This is a genomic window from Salinicoccus siamensis (assembly GCF_055391965.1).
Map to the genome: position 1 here is coordinate 571410 of NZ_AP043765.1, position 20985 is coordinate 592394.

A 20985-nucleotide genomic window follows, 5' to 3' on the forward strand; every position below is an offset into this window, starting at 1 on the left:
TATTAGATAATCTGCTACCAGATGGAGAGGGGTATCCATGAAGAAAAAGAAGAAAGACCATCAATTTCTGGCTGAAAGGATTGTTCAGCTGGTCGGTGGGACGGGTAATATCGAAAATGTCATTCATTGCGTCACACGGCTGCGTTTCTACTTGAAAGACGAGTCGCTTGCCGACACGGAAGCAATAGAAGAATTGGAAGGCGTCATGGGTGTGGCGCAGGCAGGCGGGCAGTATCAGATCATCGTCGGGCCCGCAGTGGATGACATCTATAAGACCCTCAGCCCGTTCCTTTCGACTGCAGATGATGGATTGCCGGAAGAGTCGCCTGAAGACCATTCAGACGATAAAGGGCTGGATAAAATCGGGCGTGCAGTCAATAATTTCATCGGCATCATCACCGGTTCCGTCATGCCGATCATCAACATATTGGCCGCAGCAGGCATCATAAAGGGGCTGCTTGCGGTATTGACGAGCACCAACCTCATCACTGATTCAGGAACGGCTTACCTCATCATCAATGCCATGGCGGATGCCGTATTCTATTTCCTTCCTGTACTGGTCGGCTTCAATGCTGCAAAACGACTCGATGGCAACCCGCTGCTGACTGCCGTCATCGGCGGTCTCATCATCCATCCGACGATACTTGAAGCAGCTAATGATGGCATGAATATCTTTACGATGGGCGGATTCGACTTCCCGTTCGTCACTTATACTTACTCGATTTTTCCAATGATACTGGCGGCCTGGTTCGTCAAGAAGATGGAGGACTGGCTGAAGGGTTGGGTGTCTGCCTATATCCAGGCCATCTTCATCCCGATTGTCATCATTGGAACAGTCGGGGCATTGACACTGGTCATTACAGGGCCGATCCTGGTCGGATTTTCAACATTATTGGCGGATGGCCTGCAAGCTCTGCTCAGCCTCAATGCACCACTCTTCGGCGGAGTGATCAATGCTTTCTACCAATTACTTGTCGTCTTCGGCCTGCATTGGGGAATCATCCCCGTCTACGTCAATGATTTTGCGACACTCGGCTACAGCTACTTTTCCGCGATCATCAGCATGACGATAGTGGGGCAGGGAGGCGCCGCATTGGCAGTAGCCGTCAAATCGAAGAAGAAGAATATAAAGGAACTCGGTTATGCCGGTGCTTTCTCAGCCTTCTGCGGCATTACCGAACCAGCAATATACGGCATCAATCTGCGCTTCCGCAGACCTTTCATCTGCGCCAGCATAGGAAGTGCCGTCGGAGGTGTCCTGACCGGTATATTCAGCATCAATATGTGGAGCATCATCGGTTCCCTGATTGGCCTGCCTTCTTTCATCGACCCAGAGAACGGCATCACCGCCAATTTCTGGTATGCGATCCTGGTCACTGCGATTACACTCTTCGTCTCCTTTGGTCTGACCTATGTATGGGGCTACAGCGATAAGATGGAGATGCGTCAGAAGAAGAATAAGCCTAAAAATCCTGCGAAGGCCAATATAACCGGGTGAATATGAAGAAGAAAGGATGGGAAGACATGATTGCATATGTATGGGCGGAGGATGAAGATAAAGTCATCGGCAGAGACGGCAAATTGCCGTGGCACCTGCCGGCGGATATGGCCTTTTTCAAGAAAGTCACACTGCAAGGCGATATCGTAATGGGGCGCAGAACTTATGAGACCATACCAAAAAGGCCGCTCCCAGGGCGGCGCAACATCGTATTGACAAGCAACCAGGATTACGAGGCGCCTGGAGCGCTGGTGGTCCATTCAAAGGAAGACGCTTTAGCTCTCGGGAAAGAATATGGTGACGATCTATACATCATCGGCGGTGCCTCGCTGTTTAAGATGTTTGAAGAGGATGTGGACATCCTGTACCGCACCCGTATCCATGCACATTTTAAAGGGGATACGCATTTCCCGCAGGACTTCGGTTATGGGAAATTTGAGTGTATCCGAAGTGAAGCGGGGCCAGTGGACGATAAAAATAAGTATGCCCACACTTATGAAGTGTGGCGTCGGAAAAACAGATAGATCAAGGCTTTTCAAAAAAGAAAGCATCATATCGTAAAAAGCGAAAAAACACCATCAGATTCCAGTATGAGAAAATTTCGAACATATCAATTGTCTTTTAGATTTTGAGCGGCAGTAAACACTTGGTCGGTTGTAAAGTTAAGCTGTACAGATAAAAAGGTTCCACATGATATACTCAAAATGGTTTTCCAACAAATGAAAACATTAAAAAAACCTGATATATACGGAAGGGGCAATTACTGTGCATAAGATCCTTGTAGTGGATGATGAGCCATCCATTGTTACATTGATAAAATTCAATTTGGAAAAGGCTGGATACATAGTGATTACAGCGGAAGATGGTCGACAGGGGTTGGATCTTTCTTTAACTGAAAAGCCCGACCTGATTGTACTGGATCTGATGCTACCGGGAATGGATGGAATGGATGTCTGCAAAACACTCAGGCAAGAAAAGGTCGAGACACCCATCCTGATGCTCACAGCAAAGGATGAAGAGTTCGATAAAATTCTAGGTCTGGAGCTCGGCGCCGATGACTATATGACGAAGCCTTTCAGTCCAAGGGAGGTGGTGGCGCGCGTCAAGGCGATTCTCCGCAGGACCCAGATACAGGAGCCCCCTGCCGATGCAGCTACAGTGATCAAGCTCGGTACACTAGAAATACATACCGACACCTACGATGTCTATGTCCGCGGCGAACAGCTCGTACTGACCCCAAAGGAGTACGAACTGCTCCTCTACCTTTCAAACAATAAGAACAAGGTCCTGAGCCGCGACCAGCTGCTGAATGGAGTTTGGGACTTCCACTATGATGGGGATACGCGGATCGTTGATGTCCATATAAGTCATCTGCGCGAGAAGATCGAGGCTGATCCGAAACGTCCTGTCTACATCCGGACCATCAGAGGGTTCGGCTACAAGCTCGAGGCTCCTTCAGAATGAAGCGTCTATGGTTCAGGATTGCATCCGCCTTCTTCATCCTGATTCTCCTCCTGACCGTCATCCTGTGGTTCATCCTTGCAGCACTGCTGAAGAATGCCTATACAGATGTGACCCGCGATCATCTCATCGAAAATGCACAGATGGTCACACAGCTCATCAGCGCCTCGGAAAGCTATGATGAACGTGAACAGCTGCAAGAACTCATCAAGAACTTTGAGCAGCCGATTCAGATGCGCTTTACAGTTGTGGATACCGAAGGTGTCGTACTTGCCGACTCCGAAAATGACCCTGAAAAAATGAACAATCATTTCGACCGTCCTGAAATACAGGATGTGCTTCAGCAGAATGAGACATTCGGAGAATCGATACGCCACAGTACAACGCAGGACTTCAATATGATGTATGTCGCCCTGCCACTCGTTTCTGAAGGGGAGACTGTAGGAGCAGTCAGGAGCTCCCTGTCCCTAGGCATCATTGATGATGCCATGGACCAGCTAAGGTTCAGCCTGTCTATTGCCCTTGGTCTGATGTTCCTGATGGCCGCCATTGCGACCACCATGCTTGCAAGGAGCATCACACGACCGATCGACACCATCATGAATGTCACTTCCCGCCTGAGAAGGAAGGACTACAGCAGCCGGGTGAGCACGGAGGCAAAAGGTGAAATCGGCGACCTCTCCCAGTCCATCAATGCGCTTGCTGCAAGTCTGCAGAGCCAGATGAAGGAGATAGAGGAGAATGAACAGCAGCTTACGAGCATCATCTCTAATATGGTGAGTGGTGTCATGCTCGTCAACCAGGACGGGAAGGTCACATTGATGAATGCATCGATGGAAAAGTTCCTTTCCCAGCATAAGGATAACCTGATCGGCCAGCCCTATGAGAAAGTCGGTGAACGATTCGCCCTCAGTCCGCATATACATGCCGTCTTTGAAACCAATGAGAAGGTCCACGAAGAAGTCCACTCTTATTATCCGCATGAACGCATCATGGATGCCCACCTTGCCCCCTACTATGGCCAAGGATGGCAGCAGTGTGGCGTCATCATCGTCCTCCATGACATTACGGAGATAAGGAGACTTGAAAAGATGCGCAGTGACTTTGTGGCCAATGTCTCGCATGAATTGAAGACACCAGTCACTTCGGTCAGGGGGTTCTCCGAGACGCTGATGAGCGGGGAAGTGACCGATGAAGAAACCACTCAGCAGTTCCTCAAGATCATACACGATGAAAGCCAGCGGCTCGATCGCCTGATCAGGGACCTTCTGAACCTCTCCAAAATAGAGAAGCAGGAGATGCCTCTGAACCTCGAGCCTCTAAACCTGACGGCACTCGCCCATGAGGTTTCCGTTACACTGCAGGGGGCCATCGAAGAGAAGAAGACACGGCTGGCCCTTCCAGATCCATCAAGGGATGTATATCTGGAGGGGGATGAAGACCGTCTCAGACAAATCATACTCAATCTGGTGGGAAATGGCATTAACTACACTGCCGAAGGTGGGGCTGTCAAGTTATCACTGAAGGAGGATACGAATAACGTCCGCCTGATTATAGAGGATGATGGCATCGGCATCCCTGAAGAGAGCCTCCCACGCATATTCGAGCGCTTCTATCGTGTTGACCGGGCACGTTCCCGCCACTCCGGCGGCACAGGCCTCGGCCTTGCCATAGTCAAACACCTGATAGAATCTCACCACGGTGAAATAGAGGTCGAAAGCCGTGAAGGCGAAGGCACGACCTTCATCGTGACGCTGCCGAAAAAGCAGGAAGACAGCTAACAGCCTGTGTGCGGATTCCGGCCAAAGCACGTAAAAATAAAAAGCCTCTGCTTTCTTCTGAGATGCACCCCTAAAGTTGAATTCCAAAGTTCAACGTTAGGGGTGTTTTTATATGCATAGAAAATACTTAATAGGTTCTAAGCTGAATGTGATTCAAAATACTTAAATGGTGACCTGGGGTTCGGCTTTGGTGTTTTTTTCATATTTACACAATCTTTACAAACTATTCATTTCAAATTTACATTCATCCGATAGAGTAGGGCTTGTAGGAAATACAACACTTAATTTATTGGAGGAGTTCGGGTAATGAAAAAGAGTATCTTTATGGCTGCATTGCTGATGAGCCTAGTATTCATTCTGGCAGCGTGCGGAGGGGGCAATGCAAGTGATCCATCTGAAGGAAGCACAGGGGACGGAAGCGGAGATGGTTCCGAAGCCAGTACAGATGCAGAAGCTTCTGCATCAGGCAGCATCTCCGGCGACGGATCTTCAACAGTAGCCCCGATTCTTGAACTGATAAACGAAGATTTCAACGCTGAGTACCCAGAAGTCCAGGTTTCCATCGGTGTCTCCGGTACAGGTGGCGGTTTTGAGAAGTTTGTAGCCGGTGAGACGGACTTTCAGAACGCATCCCGTGAAATCAAGGAAGAGGAAGTTTCTGAGCTGGAAAAGGCAGGCATCGACTTTACAGAATTTAAAGTTGCGAATGACGGCCTGACGGTTGCAGTCAATACGGAGAATGATTTCGTCGACTACCTGACTTTCGAAGAGCTGCAGACGATCTACAATGGCGAAGCTGAAACTTGGAGCGATGTCCGTGATGAATTCCCTGATGAAGAAATAACAGCTTATGCACCGGACCAGTCACACGGCACACACGACTTCTTCAAGGAAGCGGTCATGGAAGATGGCGATATCACAGCTGAATTGAACCAGGACACGAACGTCATCTCCCAATCCGTGGCAAGCAGCGAAGGTGCGATTGGATTCTTCGGATATAACTACTACATGGTGAACCAGGAAAATCTGAAAGGTGTTCCGATTCAAGGTACGGAAAGTGAAGAGCCTGTTGAAGTCAAAGAAGAGACTGTCATGAGCTATGAATATCCGTTGTCACGTCCACTGTTTGTATACGCCAAGGATGAATCCTTTGAAAATAACGAATCGTTCATGCAGTTCATGGAATACACTCTGAACAATGCTTCATCTGCAGCGGAAGAGGCAGGATATGTTGCACTGACTGAAGATGAAATGAAGGAACAGAAGGACAAGCTCGAAGCATTCAAGTAGGTATTTGGCACAATAAAAGCAACTGGACGGGAAGTCCCCGTCCAGTTTAAAGCATTTTGAAACGAGGTTCATTATGAGTGATTATAATATTCGTGAAATGATAGACAATAAAAAGGGCAGACGGAGTACAGTCTTTATGGAGAAGGCAGTGCCGATCATCTTACTTCTCATCACGTCGGTATCCGTATTGACGACCATAGGTATCCTTATAACATTACTGTCAGAGACGGTAATGTTCTTCACCCGGGTCTCCCCGGTGGAATTCCTGACTTCGACCGAATGGTCTGCGTTCAGCTCTGACCCTGAGTGGGGTATTTTTGCCCTGATCATGGGAACTATGAAAATCACTGTGATTGCAGTCGCTTTTGCAGTACCGATTGGCCTTGGGGCTGCCATATATTTAAGTGAATATGCAAGCGATCGGGTGCGCCGGGTAATCAAGCCGATACTCGAAATCCTTGCCGGCATACCGACTGTCGTTTATGGGTTTTTCGCCTTGACTTTCGTCACTCCTCTGATCAGGGGCGTATGGCCTGAAGTCAACCTTTTCAACGCAATCAGTCCAGGTCTCGTCGTCGGAGTGATGATCATACCGATGATTGCAAGCCTGAGTGAGGATGCGATGAGCTCCGTTCCGAATACCATTCGGGAAGGGGCACTCGGTCTCGGCTCTACAAGACTCGAGACGGTGTTCAAGGTTGTCCTGCCTGCTGCCGTTTCGGGCATCATGGCCTCGATTGTCCTTGCGGTTTCCCGGGCAATCGGCGAGACGATGATCGTTTCGATTGCAGCAGGGAGTACTCCCAATGCAAGCCTGAACATCATGGAGTCCCTACAGACGATGACGGGCTTCATCGTTCAAGTAGCCTCGGGCGACGCCACTTACGGCAGTGACGTCTACTTCAGCCTCTACGCCGTCGGCATGACGCTTTTTGTCTTCACACTGCTGATGAATGTGATGGCACAATGGTTCTCACGGAAATTCAGGGAGGAATATTAAGATGGAATTGATCGATAAAAAGTCTATAGGAAAGAGATTGAATGGAAGGCTGATGCTCAACAAGGTGCTGAAGTACATCTTCCTCCTGTGCACCCTGGTGGGACTGGTCGTTTTGGCAACCTTGTTGATCGATACTATCATCGACGGGTGGAGCTACTTGACGGCTGACTTTTTCACGAACTTCAGCTCGAGCCGTCCTGAGAATGCAGGCATCAGAGGCGCACTTATCGGTACATTATGGCTGATGGGCACTACAGCGCCCATCGCAATCATCCTTTCTGTAGGTACAGCCCTTTATCTGGAAGAATATGCACCCAAAAATAAGCTTACCGGCTTCATAAAGATAAACATCTCGAATCTCGCTGGGGTACCATCGGTTGTGTTCGGTCTACTCGGCCTTACGCTGTTCGTCAGAATGGCCGGACTCGGGAATTCCGTCCTTGCGGCCGCACTGACGATGTCGCTTATGATCCTGCCCGTCATCGTTGTGGCTTCCCAAGAGGCCATCCGGTCGGTTCCATCTTCCATACGTGAAGCATCCATTGGCATGGGGGCGACAAAATGGCAGACGATTACCCGAATCATACTTCCCGCCTCATTACCGGGGATCATCACAGGAATAATTTTGTCACTTTCCCGCGCAATCGGGGAAACGGCTCCCCTCGTCGTCATCGGCATACCGACGATTCTGCTGTTTACACCGACAAGTGTATTCGATACATTCTCAGCGCTGCCGATGCAGATATTCTCGTGGGTCAAAATGCCCAATCCAGAATTCCAGTCCATTACAGCGGCAGCGATACTCGTGCTTCTGTTCATCCTGTTCCTGATGAACTCCGTAGCAGTTTATATAAGGAATAAATACTCTAAGCGTTTTTAATCTGGAGGCTTTAATATGACTTTGACAAAAGTAAAAGAGGAAAAAGATATGATAATAAATGACCCAATAACCCAGAGCAGGCCTGCAGGTATCAAACCAGTTGAGCAGTCCCAACCGGTATTCCAGACAAAGGACTTCAACCTGTGGTATGGGGACAATCATGCCCTGCAGAATATCAACCTTGACTTCAACAGGAATGAAATCTCCGCAATCATCGGTCCTTCAGGGTGCGGTAAATCGACTTTCATTAAAGCTCTGAACCGCATGGTGGAACTCGTGCCCATCGTCCGGACCGAAGGGGATATACTCTACAGGGATCAGAGCATCTTCGATAAATCGCTGACTGTGGAGGAACTGCGCACAAAAGTGGGGATGGTATTCCAGAAGCCGAATCCATTCCCGAAATCCATCTACGACAATGTCGCATACGGCGCACGTGTTCATGGGATCCGCAACAAAAAGGTACTGGATCAGGTGGTGGAGAAAAGTCTTAAGGGTGCTGCCATATGGGATGAAGTGAAGGACAGACTGAGCGATAACGCCTATGGGCTTTCCGGCGGCCAACAGCAGAGAATCTGCATCGCCCGCGCGTTGGCGATTGAGCCGGATGTCATTCTGATGGATGAACCGACAAGTGCACTCGACCCGATTTCCACAACCAAAATCGAAGATTTGATGCAGGAGCTGAAGAAGGACTACAGCATCATCATCGTGACACACAATATGCAGCAGGCAGCTAGAATATCAGATCGCACGGCGTTCTTCTACCAGGGTCATGTCATTGAATATAACCGGACGAACGTCATCTTCGAGAAGCCGAAGGATCAGCGTACCGAAGACTATGTTTCCGGAAGGTTTGGATGATGGTCTACCGTGGAAAGTTTTCCGATGAGATGGAAAGGCTCTATGGCAATGTAAACACACTCGGCCACGAGTGCTACAATCGGCTGAGGGGGAGCACGGACATCCTTTCAAGTCAAAATACGGAGTATGCCAGAAAACTCGTGGCAGATGATTTCAGGATCAACAGGTTGGAAGAGGAGATCAACACACAGGCCATAAATCTGATAACTACCCAACAGCCTGTAGCCACCGACCTCAGGCTCATCATCTCTAGCATCAAAGTGGCGGATGATCTCGAACGGATCAGCGACAACATCAGCAACCTTGGAGAGGTGAGGAAGCGGGTACGCATTACGAATGAAAGATTGCTGTTGCGCCTGTCCACGATGGAAAACCTCGCACTGTTGATGCTGGCAGATGTAAAAACCGCCTATGACACAGAAAATATTGAACTCTGTACTGAAATCATCATGCGGGATGAAGACATCGATGCACTCTTCGTCCAGATCACCACATCAGACATCTTTGAGGAGACCGATGCCTTCCTGACAGGCCAAAGCCAATTGTGTGCAAAATACCTGGAACGCATCGGAGATCATATAAAAAATATGGCGGAACATGTCTTCTATGTACTGACAGGTGACAAACATGAAAGCGGAAAGCAGATGAAATAGGCCCTGGAATCCTCCAGGGTCTATTTCTATGCGATAATTTCAGGTTATGGTTTTTCTTTGGTACACCGAATATCTGCCTATCACAAAAGAACCCCCTCCAGGTCTACAGATGTGTTATTTCATCTGTAGACCTGGAGGGGGTTAGTTCAATTCTATGCAATTGCTTTTTGGCTTATTTCATCTCATTTTCATACAGCCGGTAGATGTTTTCACACGCTTTACCGCCTTGGATGTCTTTTTCAGTAAGCTGCTTTTTGGAGAAAGTGGTCCATGATACAGTAACTGCGGTATGGTTGATTACAATCTTAGGGTGGTGTTGGACACTTTCTGCATAGATGCCGATTTTTTCGACGAAGGAGATGGCATCCAGATAGCGGTCGAATTTGAAGGTTCGTTTGATTTTTTCATCTTCCAGCGTCCAGTCATGCAGTTTCTCGACTTCGGCTTTAACATCACTCATCATGACGCCTCCTTATAGATAGTACTACAATGTATCTACCCTGGAAGGGGCGGTGACAACCATCGTTATACTGCCTACTGGTCTTTACGTGGCACCGGATAGAACCCTTTTTTTAGCTGCTGCCACAGGGGTTCCGGCAAGTCATGCATGTCTGCTCTGTCCGGATCGAACACATTTGTAATCTGATCTTCTTTGCCATGTGCAATCTTATGGACGAATTCATGGTCAAGCAGAAGCACACGGCCCAGGCCAAGCAGATCGACACGCCCGGTCTTGATTGCGTCCGCTGCCTGATCCGCTTCGAATATGGAACCGATGCCGATCAATGGCATGCGCCCATCGATCCATTCATGGAGTAGGTCAATACGCCTCATGCCTTCATATTTACCCGTACGCACTGTGGAATGGACATCGAATAATGAGGCGTGGAGATAATCCAGAGGTTTGGTGATGAGTTTCTGGATCAGCGTTTTGGTGATTTCCATGTCGATCCCCGGATCAGCCGGTTCTTCTGGTGAAAATCTGTAGCCGACGATGAAATCTTCACTGCCATGTTCTTTGGCTGCCTGGATGACTTCATCAACCACTGCCAGCGGGAAGCGGTAGCGGTCCTCACCCCATTGATCTGTACGCCTATTGAAGTGGGGGGAGACGAACTGGTGGATGATGTAGTGGTTCGCGCCGTGGATTTCAACGCCGTCGAAGCCTGCCTCTACCGCACGACGCGTCGCTTCTCCGAATGCTTTTATCGTCGATTCGATTTCATCGGGTGTAATTTCCCGCGCGTCGTGGGGTTCCTTTTCGTTGAAGCTTTGCATGGTGATTGCGCTTGGTGCAGCTGCGTCACCTTCAGGCGTCAACTCGGGTAGAGCTTGGGCGCCGCCATGGTGGATCTGCAGAATTGCTTTCGCGCCGCCAGCCTTCATTGCTTCTGCAAGACGTGACATGCCTGCGATATCAGAATCGCGGGCGATTGACGGCTGGCCTGGGAACGCTTTGCCGAGTCCCGTGACGTTCGATGCAGCTGTTAGGGCCAGACCGACATCTTTGGAGCGTTTACGGAGATATTCGATTTCAGCCTCTGATACCGTACCATCCGCATTTGAAGAAATATGCGTGAGGGGGGCGAGGACGAATCTATTCCTCAGTGCGGTGCCGTTCGGCAACTGCACCGTTTCGAACAATGGTTCATATGTTTTGGTCATCATATAAGTTTCCTCCAGATTCTACTCTTTGTTGCAACAAAACATACTATACAAGTCGAATTTATATTTATCAATTCATCTGTTCAGTTGTCAGGTGGACTTCTCGATATGCAGTAATTATGTGGATAAAGGGTATAGTATGGTGACAAGCATGAGAGGAAGGGGAGGAACAGGATGGAAGCACTTCAGGAGATATTGTATAAACGGCTCAAAAAGATCAAACAAGCATATAGAGACTACGAGAATAATCCGTATAATCCGGCATTGGTGCATGAATTGCGTGTAGATACCAGAAAATTGAGGAGCGTCATCCATTTCCTTAAACATGCATTCGGCGAAAAGGAATACAATCGTATCAATCGGGAATTGAAATCATTCGCAAAGACTTACGGCCGGCTTAGGGAACTGGATGTACTTACGGAAGTGTGCAGTACAATCGCATTGAGGCAGCCGGATTTAAGTGAGCATTATTACGATATGTTCAAATATCTGCGGGAAGAACGCAATAGGGAAATGAAGCGGACATTCAATAAAACGAATATTGAAGCATTCAATGGAATGCTCGAATCCGTCGAGCAGGCAATCGATATGTTGTCCATCGAAATGGATACAAGTATTGAGGATTACATCACTGACAGGCTCAAAACGAAAAAAACTGTCCTCATCAAAGAATATGAAGAATTGGATATGACCGATTACAATGCAGTGCATGACGTCAGGAAGCGAGCGAAGAAGTTGAGATACTCTGCCCGTTATTTAAGGCCATTGACAGGAAAGAAGCATAAGAAGACCATTAAAAGGATGAAGAAGATCCAGAATGCGTTGGGCAATTACACGGATGCCCATGTCAACGCCGAACTGCTCGATGAATTGGGTGCCAAAATGAAAAATGAGGAATTGAAGAAGCTGTTTGCTTATATGGGCAGGATAGAGAATCAGTCTAAATGACTTTAGAGAGAGCGAATTGTGCAGTCAAAATAAAGGGGGGAATCCGATGTTCGGATTCCCCCCTTTATTTTATTGCTGCTTCTTAGACGCTTCTTCACGCAGTTCATTATAGTACAGCACGCTTGTCATCGCGCCTTCGTCGACCATGTTGGCATCATGCTCTTCGTCTGGCTTGCCCAACTGGATGGTATAAGGGTCATCCGTCCAGGTGCTGGCTTTCCTGATGACCTTGTCTACACCTCGTTTGACCGTTTTCTGGTTTTCTTCCTTCGATAGATAGGCAGCTCCTGCCAGAATCCCCGCTGCACCAATCAACTTTGTAACTTTCCCCATGAAATATCCTTCCTTTCCATTTGAGAAAATGACTGTACTTCTCATCCAATATTTGTTAATTCTATTATCTCATAATTGTCTGTAAAATGGAAATATAGCGAATCTTTTCTGATGTGTCGACAACTACAACAGCGGTTATGCATGAAATGGGATAGTGAAAAGTTACAATCAGGTCTCGGTTTCGATATAATGTAGGTGAGGCATAAAATATATCGGGGGGGATTCGTTTATGGAAGAATGGCTGACAAGTTTAAAGACAGAGACACCGCAGCAGGGATTCGATCCGGCAGTGAGGTTGGCACGTAAGGGCGTAGGGCTGACGCGGAAGTACGCAAGAAACTGCGCCCGGTCTACGCAGAAGATGCAGACAGTCTCACAATGGCATCCCAGGTGATTGCGATCCATTACCAGACGATTGCTGCTGCCAATGATTATTGGAAATGAGCATAAAAGAGTCTAAAAGGCGCATACATCGTATGCGCCTTTTAAGAGGTCGTACTATGTCGTTTTACCTTGAGCACTCTGAGTCTGGGTGGAAGAAGTGGGCCTGAGAAAAGAGCGGAGTGCATCGTAATGGGTTTTGGCATCTTCCCAGCCGAGTTGATAAAGAGCTTCAAGCCGCTCTTTCTTCCGTTCGGCCCGGCCCACCTTCAAATCCACGGAAGGGCTGAGGACGAAGGCTGCACCATGCTTCTCCTGTCTATATACATAATGGAGCGATTCGTTATAGAAACGGTAGCGGGTAGCAAGCCTGTCGCTGATTGCCGGATGATTTTTATATTTGATGAGTTTCGATATCCGGCCCGGCTTTTTATAGTATCCCCTCGGTTTGGTCAGGATGACGACATTTTTAGGGAAACCATCATTTTCCGACTTTTTGATCGGAATCGAATCGGAGATGCCGCCATCCAGCAGTTCGCGGCCTTCAAATTCTACACGCGAGGCAACGAAGGGCAGAGAACTGGAAGCCCTCAGAAGTGTGGCGATGGATGAAGTGTCGTAGTCCTCTTTTTTGAAGTAGGCAGGTTCACCGGTCTCGCAATCGGTTGCGACGATGACAAACTCTTCCGGTTCCTGCATCAATGTCTCCACATCAAAGGGAACAAGCGTATTGGGTATTTCATCGAATATGAAGTCCATGCCGAACAGTTCGCGTTTTTTAATGGAGTTCGATAATGACATATAGCGTTTGTCATCCATATAGTCCAGGTTCACTTTGCGATTGCGGTCCTCCTGGCGCGCCAGATATGAGGCGCCCATACAAGCCCCTGCAGAAACCCCGATGACATAAGGAAAGTAGAGCCCCCGGCTCATGAAATATTCCAATACCCCGGCTGTATACAATCCACGCATACCGCCACCTTCAAGCACCAATCCTGTATCCGTCATAAAAGCGATCCCACCTATTTATTAAATGTTTCAAGCATATAATAAGCCATTCTATCAGATAGCAGCCTCTCATGTAAGAGGCCATAAGGGTAAGGAATGTAATATGATACACTTGAATGACTATAATCATGGAGGGTCTGGTATGCGTGAATGGAACATAACAGCGATAGTCCTTGGACTGACTTGGGTGATTGCCTCCTATTCAGTGATTCGAATAATACTTGCCTCCTCGCCTGGCGCTTTTTCAGTGGTTTTTGTAGTATCCATTATAATCCTACCACCGATTTTGATAAGTACACTGTTCGAAAATATTCTGAAATATGATTTTTTCAACAAGGATTATAAGTCGGATAGAAAAAATAAATAGCTGAGACGTCCACTCCGACGTCATATCTCCATCAGAAATAAAGATAGACGTTTTAAGAATGGAGTCACGGGTATACTTTGAATGAGCCGAACGGATATGAAAATATCCATATCGCGGTACTCGCAAATTGTAACGAGGAGGAATGGAAAATGCGTAAGATTGAAGCGCTCCCTACAGAACAAGATGTAAAACAGAGACTTGATGAACTTAAAGCAGAAGGCGTCGCAGAAGAGGATATTACACTCGTCTCCAACCGCGACCTGCAAGCTGGAGGTGCATTCAGTGCCTATTCCGGCGTCAATATCAAACATTCTACCGGGAGTACTTGGGACAAAGTGATGTCATTCTTCACTGGGGATGATCCTGAAGATCAGACACTCAACAGCATGAACCTGTCCTCGGCAGAAGAACGTGAATACCGGGATGCATTGGATGCAGATAAAATTCTACTCCATGTATCAGATGAAGGCAGCAGAAACGATACAGCTCGAAGTGACATGAATAGAAATGATGCAGCTTACGGTAGCGGCACTGTAGGTGCTGCGGGAGCGGGCCTTACACCTGGCGTCGATCGCGAAGATGATAACCTGGGTGACAAGCCTGGTGCCGGATTCGATGCAGACCGCAAAGACCGGAATCATGACGATGAAGCCACCATGGAACTGCGTGAAGAACGTCTCAATGTCGAAAAAGATAATGTGCAGACAGGTGAAGTCAACGTAGATAAACATGTCGAGACTGAACGTCAGGAATTCGAAGTGCCTGTCGAGCGTGAAGAAGTGACAGTTGAAAGACGCAAAGTGGATGACGGGCGTCCAGCCGACGGTGATTTCACAGACAGTGATGAATCCGTCCGCGTGCCAGTCAATGAAGAACGCGTCAATGTCGATAAAGAGAGCGTAGTATCCGAAGAAGTCGTCATCAAAAAAGATAAAGTCAAAGATACTGAACATGTTTCTGAAGATGTGCGCCATGAAGATGTCGACATCCAGGAAGACACAGAAGACCGCGGACTGGATAGGGATCGCGGCTTGGATAAAGACTTGGACAGAGATAGAGCAGATGGAAGACAGTCCGATTTTGACTACGATGACAACAAAGGAAGAAACGACAGAATATAATAAGAGAAATCACGGCCCTGGGGCATTGCTCTTGGGCCGTATTTTTTGTATAACGTAGTGACTATACTTATATTCTGGAACTTATTAGGGCATACTCGCCAATGCGGAGTCTACTCTCTAGCGACTTGAGAATCAAATTGTCATATACATGTGCCGCTTCAACATACAGATAACCGTTGATTGTTTTCGCAAGGACATTTAAGCTTAAAACATATAAGGACTGAATTTTATATTAATTACATTACAAGGGGGACTGTTTATGAAAATGCTGAAGCTCATTTTAACCTTCATTTTGGGAATGATTATTGCATTTATTTTGATTGCATTGTTCGGTAACCCTCTGATGTAGGATATAGGATGGCCTAAAATGTCTTATATTTCATCAATAGGCAATATGGTTATGGATATTTTGAAGAAAGGGATGGAGATATCATGAAGGTTTCAATCATTGGTGCCGGGAACGGCGGAATTACTGCAGCTGCAGATCTTACTGATAGGGGGTTCGAGGTTTCATTGTTCGGCGCGACGGGGTTCACAGATGATTTGTCAGCAATCGAAAAGAATGGAGGCATCACCCTGAAGGACGATAAGGGAGAGCGTCTTATGCCGTTTTCCAACGTCACTGCAGACATTGAAAGAGCAGTTGCGGGAGCGGATGTCATCATGCTGACCGTGCCTGGTTTTGCGGTTGAGAACATAGCGGAGCAGCTTGCGCCAGTGGTTACGGAAAAACAGGTGATACTGATCAATGGTGCAGGCGCGATGGGGGCTGGCAGATTTGTGAATAGGGCCCGACAGCTTGGCATCGACAAGTCATTCAACATTGCCGAGACCAATTCGCTTACATATGGCACGCAGGCGTTCCCGGAAGCGGCACGGGTCGAAGTCTCCCTGTACGTCAAAAAAGTATTCCTTGCTGCATACCCGAGCTCGAAGACAGATGAACTGCTGGATGTCTGTTCACAATTGTATGACTGCCTTGTGCCGGCTGAAAGCAGCTGGCATGCAGCATTGGAGAATGGCAATCCTGAAGTGCATCCTGGTCCTGCTCTATTGAATGCGGGCAGGATTGATTATTCGGAAGGCGAATTCTGGCTGTATAAGGAAGGGATCACCGAGCATACAGTCAAACTGCTGAAGGCGGTCGAGGATGAACGGATGGCGATCGGCAAGGCATTTGGATATCACTTGGAAGATGCGACAGAGAGTAGGGCGAACCGGGGTTACTTCGAGGATGATGGCCGGACACTCAAAGAACTGTTCAATACGAGCGAGGTGTACTCCAATATAAAAGGGCCGGTTTCCATAAACTCCAGATATTTTACCGAAGATATTTCAAGTGGCCTCGTATTATGGTCAGGGATGGCGAAAGCAGCTGGTGTTGCAACCCCGAACATTGATGCCATCATCACTTTAGGCTCGACCTTGCTTGATGAAGATTTTTACGAAAGTGGACTTACCTTGGACAGCCTTGGCTTTTCAGGACAATCAGCAGAAGAGCTGATCAGGAGTGTATAAAATAACGCAACAGATAAAGGAGCAGGATATATGAAGCGTGCACCAACATTTTTCGAATCCATATCATGTTTTATAATTTTAGGTTTGGTCGTCGGAGTCGGATTCGGCTACTTCGGCATCCCGATCCAGCCGTTGCTGCTGGTTGCAGCAGCCTATGCAGCACTCATCGCGCTGCGTGTCGGATTGTCGTGGAGGGAGATGGAAGAGGGCATCATCCTCCGGCTCAAAACGGCGATGCCGGCAATATTCATTTTGTTTTCTGTCGGCATCATCATTGGCACTTGGATCTACGCCGGCACAGTGCCGATGATGATCTACTACGGTCTGCAGATGATCAATCCGACCTATTTTCTTGTCACGGCCTTCGTCATTGTGGCGGTAGTATCCGTCGCCACCGGTACGGCCTGGGGATCCACAGCGACTGCAGGTGTCGCTCTGATGGGGATTGCGGCTGAATTGGATGTCTCCTTGGCCATGGCCGCAGGTGCGGTCATCTCCGGTGGTGTATTTGGCGATAAACTATCCCCGCTGTCGGATACGACCAATCTTGCGCCCCTTGTCGTCGAAGTTAACCTCTTTGATCACATCAAGCATATGCTCTGGACGACGGTACCGGCATCAATCGTCGGGCTCACCGTGTGGTTCTTCGTAGGGGTCAATACGGAGTATGGTTCACCGTCTGCCGACAATGTGCAAGGATTACTGGGTGAGTTGGATATGGTCTACAATTGGAACCTGTTCATGCTCATTCCGTTCATCATCATTTTATGGGGGGCTTTCACCCAAAAACCTGTTGTGCCGATGATGCTTTTGTCGTCGCTGGTAGCGGTCTTCATCGGGATGTTCTCCAACGGCTTCGCACTCGTCGATGGGTTTACTGCGATGGCGAACGGCTTCAGTACTGATATGATAAAAGCATCAGGCTTCGATGCGGCAGCTTTGTCCGAAAACGCGACGACGCTGATTGCGCGCGGCGGAATATTTTCCATGACGACGATTGTAGTGACGATCTTTTGTGGGTATGCTTTCGCCGGCATCGTTGAGGCGGCAGGCTGCCTGGATAAGATCCTCGAGAGTTTTTCACGCCTCATCCACTCCACATGGCAGCTGGTGGGTGTGACGATACTCGGCAGTGCAATCATTGTATTCACAGCCGGTGTCGCTTCGATCTCCATTATCATGGTGGGTGTGCTCCTGCAGGATGCGTATGCCAAGCAGGGGTTGCATGCCAAAAACTTGTCGCGGACACTAGAGGATTCAGGCACCATGCTGCTGCCATTCGTACCGTGGGGCGTCTCCGGCATCTACTACTGGGAGATTCTCGGCGTGAGTGTCGCAGATTATTGGATCTGGGCAATTCCCTGCTACTTATGTGTCGTATTCGCAATGATCAATGCCAAGACCGGCATCGGCATTGCGAAAGCGGACGATCAGGCCACTGCTGGATCGCGTTAGGAATGACACAATCAAAAGGCGCCATCTAATATTTTAGATGGCGCCTTTTAGTATTAACATTAGTATAGGATGAAGACGAGCAACATGATGATCGGGATGGCCGGCAGCATATTGGCCACCCGGTTGTTGACGATACCGAGCAGCCTGATGCCGATGGCGATGATCATGATGCCGCCGACCCCGGTTATCTGGGCGATGAACTGCGCCATCATTTCAGGCGGGATGAAGCGGTCGATCTGGGCTGCAAACAGGGTGATGGATCCTTGGAACAAAAACACCGGTAGGGCAGAAAATATGATGCCGATGCCGAGTGTCGAGGTGAGGAAGATGGAGAAGATTCCATCTATCAACGACTTTGTGAACAGCAGCGTATGATCGCCACGCAGGCCACTGTCCAATGCCCCGACGATGCCGACCGCACCGACGACATAGACGAGCGTCGCTGTGACGAACGCCGCCGCCACACCACCTTCTTTCGCGCCGGTCTTCGTTTCCAGCCAGACGCCGAAGTGGTTCATCTTTTCTTCAATCTGCCATTTCTCCCCAAGCATGGCGCCGAACGCTATACTGATTACGACAATGATGAGGCGTTTGCTCTCCATGGCCATATCAATGCCCAGGACGATGACTGTAATGGATAGCCCCTAGATGATGGTGGTTTTCATATTCTCGTTGATGTTGCGCCAGAACAGTCCGATGAAGCTTCCGGTGATGATGGCCAGTACGTTTACGGCGGAGCCGAGCAGAGACAGCATGTAATTTCCTCATTTCATTGATGTAAAGCGGCTTGAGCGCCATTTTGTTAATTCGTATAATTATATTATTCTAGGAATTGAATGTCAAAAGGATTTTAGCTGAAGTGAATAAAGGAAGCGGTTAGAAATGAGCGGAAGGGAGGAGACAACGATGCCGACTTGCCAAAATTGTGGTAGTAAATGGAGTTGGAAGCAGACCTTTAAGCGGTCGTTTATATTAATCGGTGGAATGATTTGTCCATATTGTGGGGAGAAACAGTACCTTACAGCACAGATGAGAAAAAGAAGCACCCTAATTATGCCTATAGTGATTTTTTTAATTTTGTTAGGTAATCTTTTCTTTGGATCTTCTTATATTGTCTTATTCGCCATTTTAGTCGTAATGCCTCTAGCAGCTATAATATATCCTTTTTTTGTTGAACTATCGAATGAAGAGGAACATCCATTTTGAGGTGTTTTATATTTTTGGGATTGGAATTGACAGCTTGATTTTAAAATAAAGGGTTCTTTTTCCATCTATTCATTTACACAAGATATTTTACGCTCTTACTAAAAGATATAAATAGAAGTAAATATAATATATACAAAGGCAGCAAGAAATAAGATGCTTATTTTCTTGTATCCTTTTATGTAGTCATCAATTGCGATTGTCAGGAATAGCATGGCCATCGCTATAAAGGCCCACGGCATCAATTGATTGTTATCGGTGATTAGTACCCACAAAGAAAATGTAGCAGTGATACCTGCAAAGATGAGTCTCAATATGAAAAGCATAGAATACTCCTTTTTTAATGTTGATGAGAAATTATTTCTCGTGGATGGTTTGAGCAAAATAGAAAAATGCCTTTGTTCCAATTTTGCGAAGGTATATATCAACAACTCTATAACATAAGAAAGCGAAAGGATATACTTTATGACGAATGAAAATAAGAAAGCTTGGTTAAATTTGGCGTTACCTATTATATATACGTGTGTATTATTCTTTGTTCCTGAAATAATGGATGATTTTGTGAAATTCATCATTACTCTATTTATTGTTGTTATCATTCAGTTTTATTTCACGAAATTTTTGAATAAGAAATTTCCATCTAGTGATGATTTAAAGGATTGAGATTTAAATATTCTACACGTTCTTATGGATTCCAAATTGTATCTTCTATTAATATTTTATACATAAAAAACACTTGCCACAAGTATTTGTTTCAAAACTCTAAAGCATGGTAAGAGATAATTAATAATAAAAGGGGGATTTTGACTATGCAAACGTTATTCTTCTTTGGTGGATTGGTATTTTTATTCCTTCTAGGTGCCGGAATCTTCAGTACAAGCATTTATACTCTCGGTAAAATTATTCTCAACAGATAATATTCAATTAAACAATTTTCGTGGGACGGAATCGAAAAAAACCTAATAATTCAAGTGTTGTCGGTAACGGAAGCCGTAAGGTCTCTGTCCACCGGCTTTTTTTATTTATTCAGGTGGTTTTACCAAACAGTTTCTTGACATAGTAAAGAATGCACACGGTATGGAACTATCGAAAAATGGTTAAAAGTAATACTAGACCATTTCCTTTCATAGTAAAATTTCCGGAGCATTCAATGAATGTGGTAATTTAAAGAATATTATGATAAGTTAATATCTGATGTGAAATTTAAGGGGAGAGGGGTATGGAAATGGATAAAAATTAAGGAGGAAGGTGCTGGTCGCGAGTCTGGTCGGGTCATCGATCGAATGGTTTGATTTCTTCCTGTATGCGGCAGTGGCCACAATCGTCTTCAACAACCAGTTCTTCGTAACCGATGATCCAGTCGTTTCGACGATGTTTGCCTACATATGGACAGATCGGCCTTATGGCACCGATTCTGCTGATGGTGCTCCGGCTCATCCAAGGCCTTGGCATACACGAGCTTTTTCATATTGACGGGACTGTTGTCGCCGGAAGCGTTTGAGACATGGGGGTGGCGTGTGCCGTTCGTGTTGAGTCTGCTGCTGGTCGGGTTCGGCCTG

The 20985-nt window shown here is 47.2% G+C and carries 21 protein-coding genes and 1 pseudogene; 17 read left to right on the plus strand and 5 right to left on the minus strand.

From position 1 onward, the window contains the following. The first annotated feature begins 37 nt into the window (after window positions 1–37). From ACZ5LF_RS02885 to phoU, 9 genes are all read left to right on the plus strand, one after another. Window positions 38–1498, plus strand: a complete 1461-nt coding sequence (locus ACZ5LF_RS02885; RefSeq protein WP_380569730.1) for a PTS transporter subunit EIIC — start codon at window positions 38–40, stop codon at window positions 1496–1498. Between the two features lie 26 nt (window positions 1499–1524). Then, window positions 1525–2022, plus strand: coding sequence for a dihydrofolate reductase (locus tag ACZ5LF_RS02890; protein WP_380569731.1), 498 nt, complete (start codon window positions 1525–1527; stop codon window positions 2020–2022). Between the two features lie 241 nt (window positions 2023–2263). Then, entirely contained in the window at window positions 2264–2962 is a 699-nt protein-coding gene (locus tag ACZ5LF_RS02895; protein WP_380569732.1) for a response regulator transcription factor, read from the plus strand. Next, window positions 2959–4740: a two-component system histidine kinase PnpS gene (gene pnpS, locus ACZ5LF_RS02900; RefSeq protein WP_380569733.1), complete on the plus strand. Its 1782-nt coding sequence runs from the start codon at window positions 2959–2961 to the stop codon at window positions 4738–4740. The genes ACZ5LF_RS02895 and pnpS overlap by 4 nt, the downstream gene beginning before the upstream one ends. 306 nt (window positions 4741–5046) lie before the next feature. Next, window positions 5047–6030, plus strand: a complete 984-nt coding sequence (locus ACZ5LF_RS02905) for a phosphate ABC transporter substrate-binding protein PstS family protein (RefSeq protein WP_380569734.1) — start codon at window positions 5047–5049, stop codon at window positions 6028–6030. Window positions 6031–6100: 70 nt separating this feature from the next. Next, complete coding sequence (gene pstC / locus ACZ5LF_RS02910) at window positions 6101–7030, plus strand: phosphate ABC transporter permease subunit PstC (RefSeq protein ID WP_344701843.1); 930 nt, start codon at window positions 6101–6103, stop codon at window positions 7028–7030. 1 nt (window position 7031) lies between these two features. After that, window positions 7032–7910: a phosphate ABC transporter permease PstA gene (gene pstA, locus ACZ5LF_RS02915; RefSeq protein ID WP_344701800.1), complete on the plus strand. Its 879-nt coding sequence runs from the start codon at window positions 7032–7034 to the stop codon at window positions 7908–7910. 15 nt (window positions 7911–7925) lie between these two features. Continuing rightward, entirely contained in the window at window positions 7926–8774 is an 849-nt protein-coding gene (gene pstB, locus ACZ5LF_RS02920; RefSeq protein WP_380569735.1) for a phosphate ABC transporter ATP-binding protein PstB, read from the plus strand. Continuing rightward, window positions 8771–9427 (plus strand): phosphate signaling complex protein PhoU, encoded by a 657-nt coding sequence (phoU, locus tag ACZ5LF_RS02925; RefSeq protein ID WP_344701796.1) that lies wholly within the window; start codon window positions 8771–8773, stop codon window positions 9425–9427. Before pstB ends, phoU begins: the two co-directional genes overlap by 4 nt. A 172-nt stretch (window positions 9428–9599) precedes the next feature. On the opposite strand, the gene ACZ5LF_RS02930 is transcribed toward phoU, so the two are convergent. Together ACZ5LF_RS02930 and ACZ5LF_RS02935 are read right to left on the minus strand one after the other, a co-directional pair. Further along, entirely contained in the window at window positions 9600–9887 is a 288-nt protein-coding gene (locus tag ACZ5LF_RS02930) for a 4a-hydroxytetrahydrobiopterin dehydratase (protein ID WP_380569736.1), read from the minus strand. A 74-nt stretch (window positions 9888–9961) separates the two neighbouring features. Beyond that, entirely contained in the window at window positions 9962–11092 is a 1131-nt protein-coding gene (locus tag ACZ5LF_RS02935) for an NADH-dependent flavin oxidoreductase (protein ID WP_344701841.1), read from the minus strand. 174 nt (window positions 11093–11266) lie between these two features. On the opposite strand from ACZ5LF_RS02935, the gene ACZ5LF_RS02940 reads away from it, so the two are divergent. Next, a complete protein-coding gene (locus ACZ5LF_RS02940) occupies window positions 11267–12040 on the plus strand; it encodes a CHAD domain-containing protein (RefSeq protein ID WP_344701792.1) in 774 nt (257 codons plus the stop codon). A gap of 69 nt (window positions 12041–12109) precedes the next feature. Here ACZ5LF_RS02940 and ACZ5LF_RS02945 read toward each other — a convergent pair whose 3' ends face one another. Continuing rightward, complete coding sequence (locus ACZ5LF_RS02945) at window positions 12110–12373, minus strand: hypothetical protein (RefSeq protein WP_344701790.1); 264 nt, start codon at window positions 12371–12373, stop codon at window positions 12110–12112. A gap of 229 nt (window positions 12374–12602) precedes the next feature. Between ACZ5LF_RS02945 and ACZ5LF_RS02950 the strand changes: the two are divergent. Beyond that, window positions 12603–12817 (plus strand): annotated as a pseudogene (locus ACZ5LF_RS02950) (hexameric tyrosine-coordinated heme protein). A 54-nt stretch (window positions 12818–12871) separates the two neighbouring features. On the opposite strand, the gene ACZ5LF_RS02955 reads toward ACZ5LF_RS02950, so the two are convergent. Continuing rightward, window positions 12872–13762, minus strand: coding sequence for a patatin-like phospholipase family protein (locus ACZ5LF_RS02955; protein ID WP_344701786.1), 891 nt, complete (start codon window positions 13760–13762; stop codon window positions 12872–12874). A gap of 142 nt (window positions 13763–13904) precedes the next feature. Between ACZ5LF_RS02955 and ACZ5LF_RS02960 the strand changes: the two genes are divergently transcribed. From ACZ5LF_RS02960 to nhaC, 4 genes are all read left to right on the plus strand, one after another. Further along, window positions 13905–14129 carry a hypothetical protein gene (locus ACZ5LF_RS02960; protein WP_344701784.1) on the plus strand — a complete coding sequence of 75 codons (225 nt, stop codon included), beginning with the start codon at window positions 13905–13907 and terminating at the stop codon, window positions 14127–14129. A gap of 149 nt (window positions 14130–14278) precedes the next feature. Then, window positions 14279–15250 carry a YsnF/AvaK domain-containing protein gene (locus ACZ5LF_RS02965; protein WP_380569737.1) on the plus strand — a complete coding sequence of 324 codons (972 nt, stop codon included), beginning with the start codon at window positions 14279–14281 and terminating at the stop codon, window positions 15248–15250. Window positions 15251–15682: 432 nt separating this feature from the next. Further along, window positions 15683–16768 carry an NAD/NADP octopine/nopaline dehydrogenase family protein gene (locus tag ACZ5LF_RS02970; protein ID WP_380569738.1) on the plus strand — a complete coding sequence of 362 codons (1086 nt, stop codon included), beginning with the start codon at window positions 15683–15685 and terminating at the stop codon, window positions 16766–16768. Window positions 16769–16798: 30 nt separating this feature from the next. Continuing rightward, window positions 16799–18223 (plus strand): Na+/H+ antiporter NhaC, encoded by a 1425-nt coding sequence (gene nhaC, locus ACZ5LF_RS02975; RefSeq protein ID WP_344701779.1) that lies wholly within the window; start codon window positions 16799–16801, stop codon window positions 18221–18223. A 59-nt stretch (window positions 18224–18282) separates the two neighbouring features. Here the strand turns inward: nhaC and ACZ5LF_RS02980 are convergent, their stop codons facing one another. Then, window positions 18283–18831, minus strand: coding sequence for a DUF554 domain-containing protein (locus ACZ5LF_RS02980; RefSeq protein ID WP_464759659.1), 549 nt, complete (start codon window positions 18829–18831; stop codon window positions 18283–18285). Window positions 18832–19129: 298 nt separating this feature from the next. Between ACZ5LF_RS02980 and ACZ5LF_RS02985 the strand changes: the two genes are divergently transcribed. Both ACZ5LF_RS02985 and ACZ5LF_RS02990 read left to right on the plus strand, forming a co-directional pair. Continuing rightward, a complete protein-coding gene (locus tag ACZ5LF_RS02985) occupies window positions 19130–19429 on the plus strand; it encodes a TIGR04104 family putative zinc finger protein (RefSeq protein ID WP_380569739.1) in 300 nt (99 codons plus the stop codon). A gap of 1245 nt (window positions 19430–20674) precedes the next feature. After that, window positions 20675–20899 (plus strand): hypothetical protein, encoded by a 225-nt coding sequence (locus ACZ5LF_RS02990; RefSeq protein WP_380569740.1) that lies wholly within the window; start codon window positions 20675–20677, stop codon window positions 20897–20899. The last annotated feature ends 86 nt before the right edge of the window (window positions 20900–20985 follow it).

Bases quoted from the DNA above. Each gene is read 5' to 3' on its own strand.
- ACZ5LF_RS02955 (WP_344701786.1), bottom strand. From the start codon at position 13,762: ATGACGGATACAGGATTGGTGCTTGAAGGTGGCGGTATGCGTGGATTG.
- ACZ5LF_RS02905 (WP_380569734.1), top strand. From the start codon at position 5,047: ATGAAAAAGAGTATCTTTATGGCTGCATTGCTGATGAGCCTAGTATTC.
- ACZ5LF_RS02930 (WP_380569736.1), bottom strand. From the start codon at position 9,887: ATGAGTGATGTTAAAGCCGAAGTCGAGAAACTGCATGACTGGACGCTG.
- pnpS (WP_380569733.1), top strand. From the start codon at position 2,959: ATGAAGCGTCTATGGTTCAGGATTGCATCCGCCTTCTTCATCCTGATT.
- ACZ5LF_RS02960 (WP_344701784.1), top strand. From the start codon at position 13,905: ATGCGTGAATGGAACATAACAGCGATAGTCCTTGGACTGACTTGGGTG.
- phoU (WP_344701796.1), top strand. From the start codon at position 8,771: ATGATGGTCTACCGTGGAAAGTTTTCCGATGAGATGGAAAGGCTCTAT.
- ACZ5LF_RS02885 (WP_380569730.1), top strand. From the start codon at position 38: ATGAAGAAAAAGAAGAAAGACCATCAATTTCTGGCTGAAAGGATTGTT.
- pstB (WP_380569735.1), top strand. From the start codon at position 7,926: ATGACTTTGACAAAAGTAAAAGAGGAAAAAGATATGATAATAAATGAC.
- ACZ5LF_RS02970 (WP_380569738.1), top strand. From the start codon at position 15,683: ATGAAGGTTTCAATCATTGGTGCCGGGAACGGCGGAATTACTGCAGCT.
- ACZ5LF_RS02940 (WP_344701792.1), top strand. From the start codon at position 11,267: ATGGAAGCACTTCAGGAGATATTGTATAAACGGCTCAAAAAGATCAAA.
- ACZ5LF_RS02980 (WP_464759659.1), bottom strand. From the start codon at position 18,831: ATGGCCATGGAGAGCAAACGCCTCATCATTGTCGTAATCAGTATAGCG.
- pstA (WP_344701800.1), top strand. From the start codon at position 7,032: ATGGAATTGATCGATAAAAAGTCTATAGGAAAGAGATTGAATGGAAGG.
- ACZ5LF_RS02965 (WP_380569737.1), top strand. From the start codon at position 14,279: ATGCGTAAGATTGAAGCGCTCCCTACAGAACAAGATGTAAAACAGAGA.
- ACZ5LF_RS02985 (WP_380569739.1), top strand. From the start codon at position 19,130: ATGCCGACTTGCCAAAATTGTGGTAGTAAATGGAGTTGGAAGCAGACC.
- ACZ5LF_RS02945 (WP_344701790.1), bottom strand. From the start codon at position 12,373: ATGGGGAAAGTTACAAAGTTGATTGGTGCAGCGGGGATTCTGGCAGGA.
- nhaC (WP_344701779.1), top strand. From the start codon at position 16,799: ATGAAGCGTGCACCAACATTTTTCGAATCCATATCATGTTTTATAATT.
- ACZ5LF_RS02890 (WP_380569731.1), top strand. From the start codon at position 1,525: ATGATTGCATATGTATGGGCGGAGGATGAAGATAAAGTCATCGGCAGA.
- ACZ5LF_RS02935 (WP_344701841.1), bottom strand. From the start codon at position 11,092: ATGACCAAAACATATGAACCATTGTTCGAAACGGTGCAGTTGCCGAAC.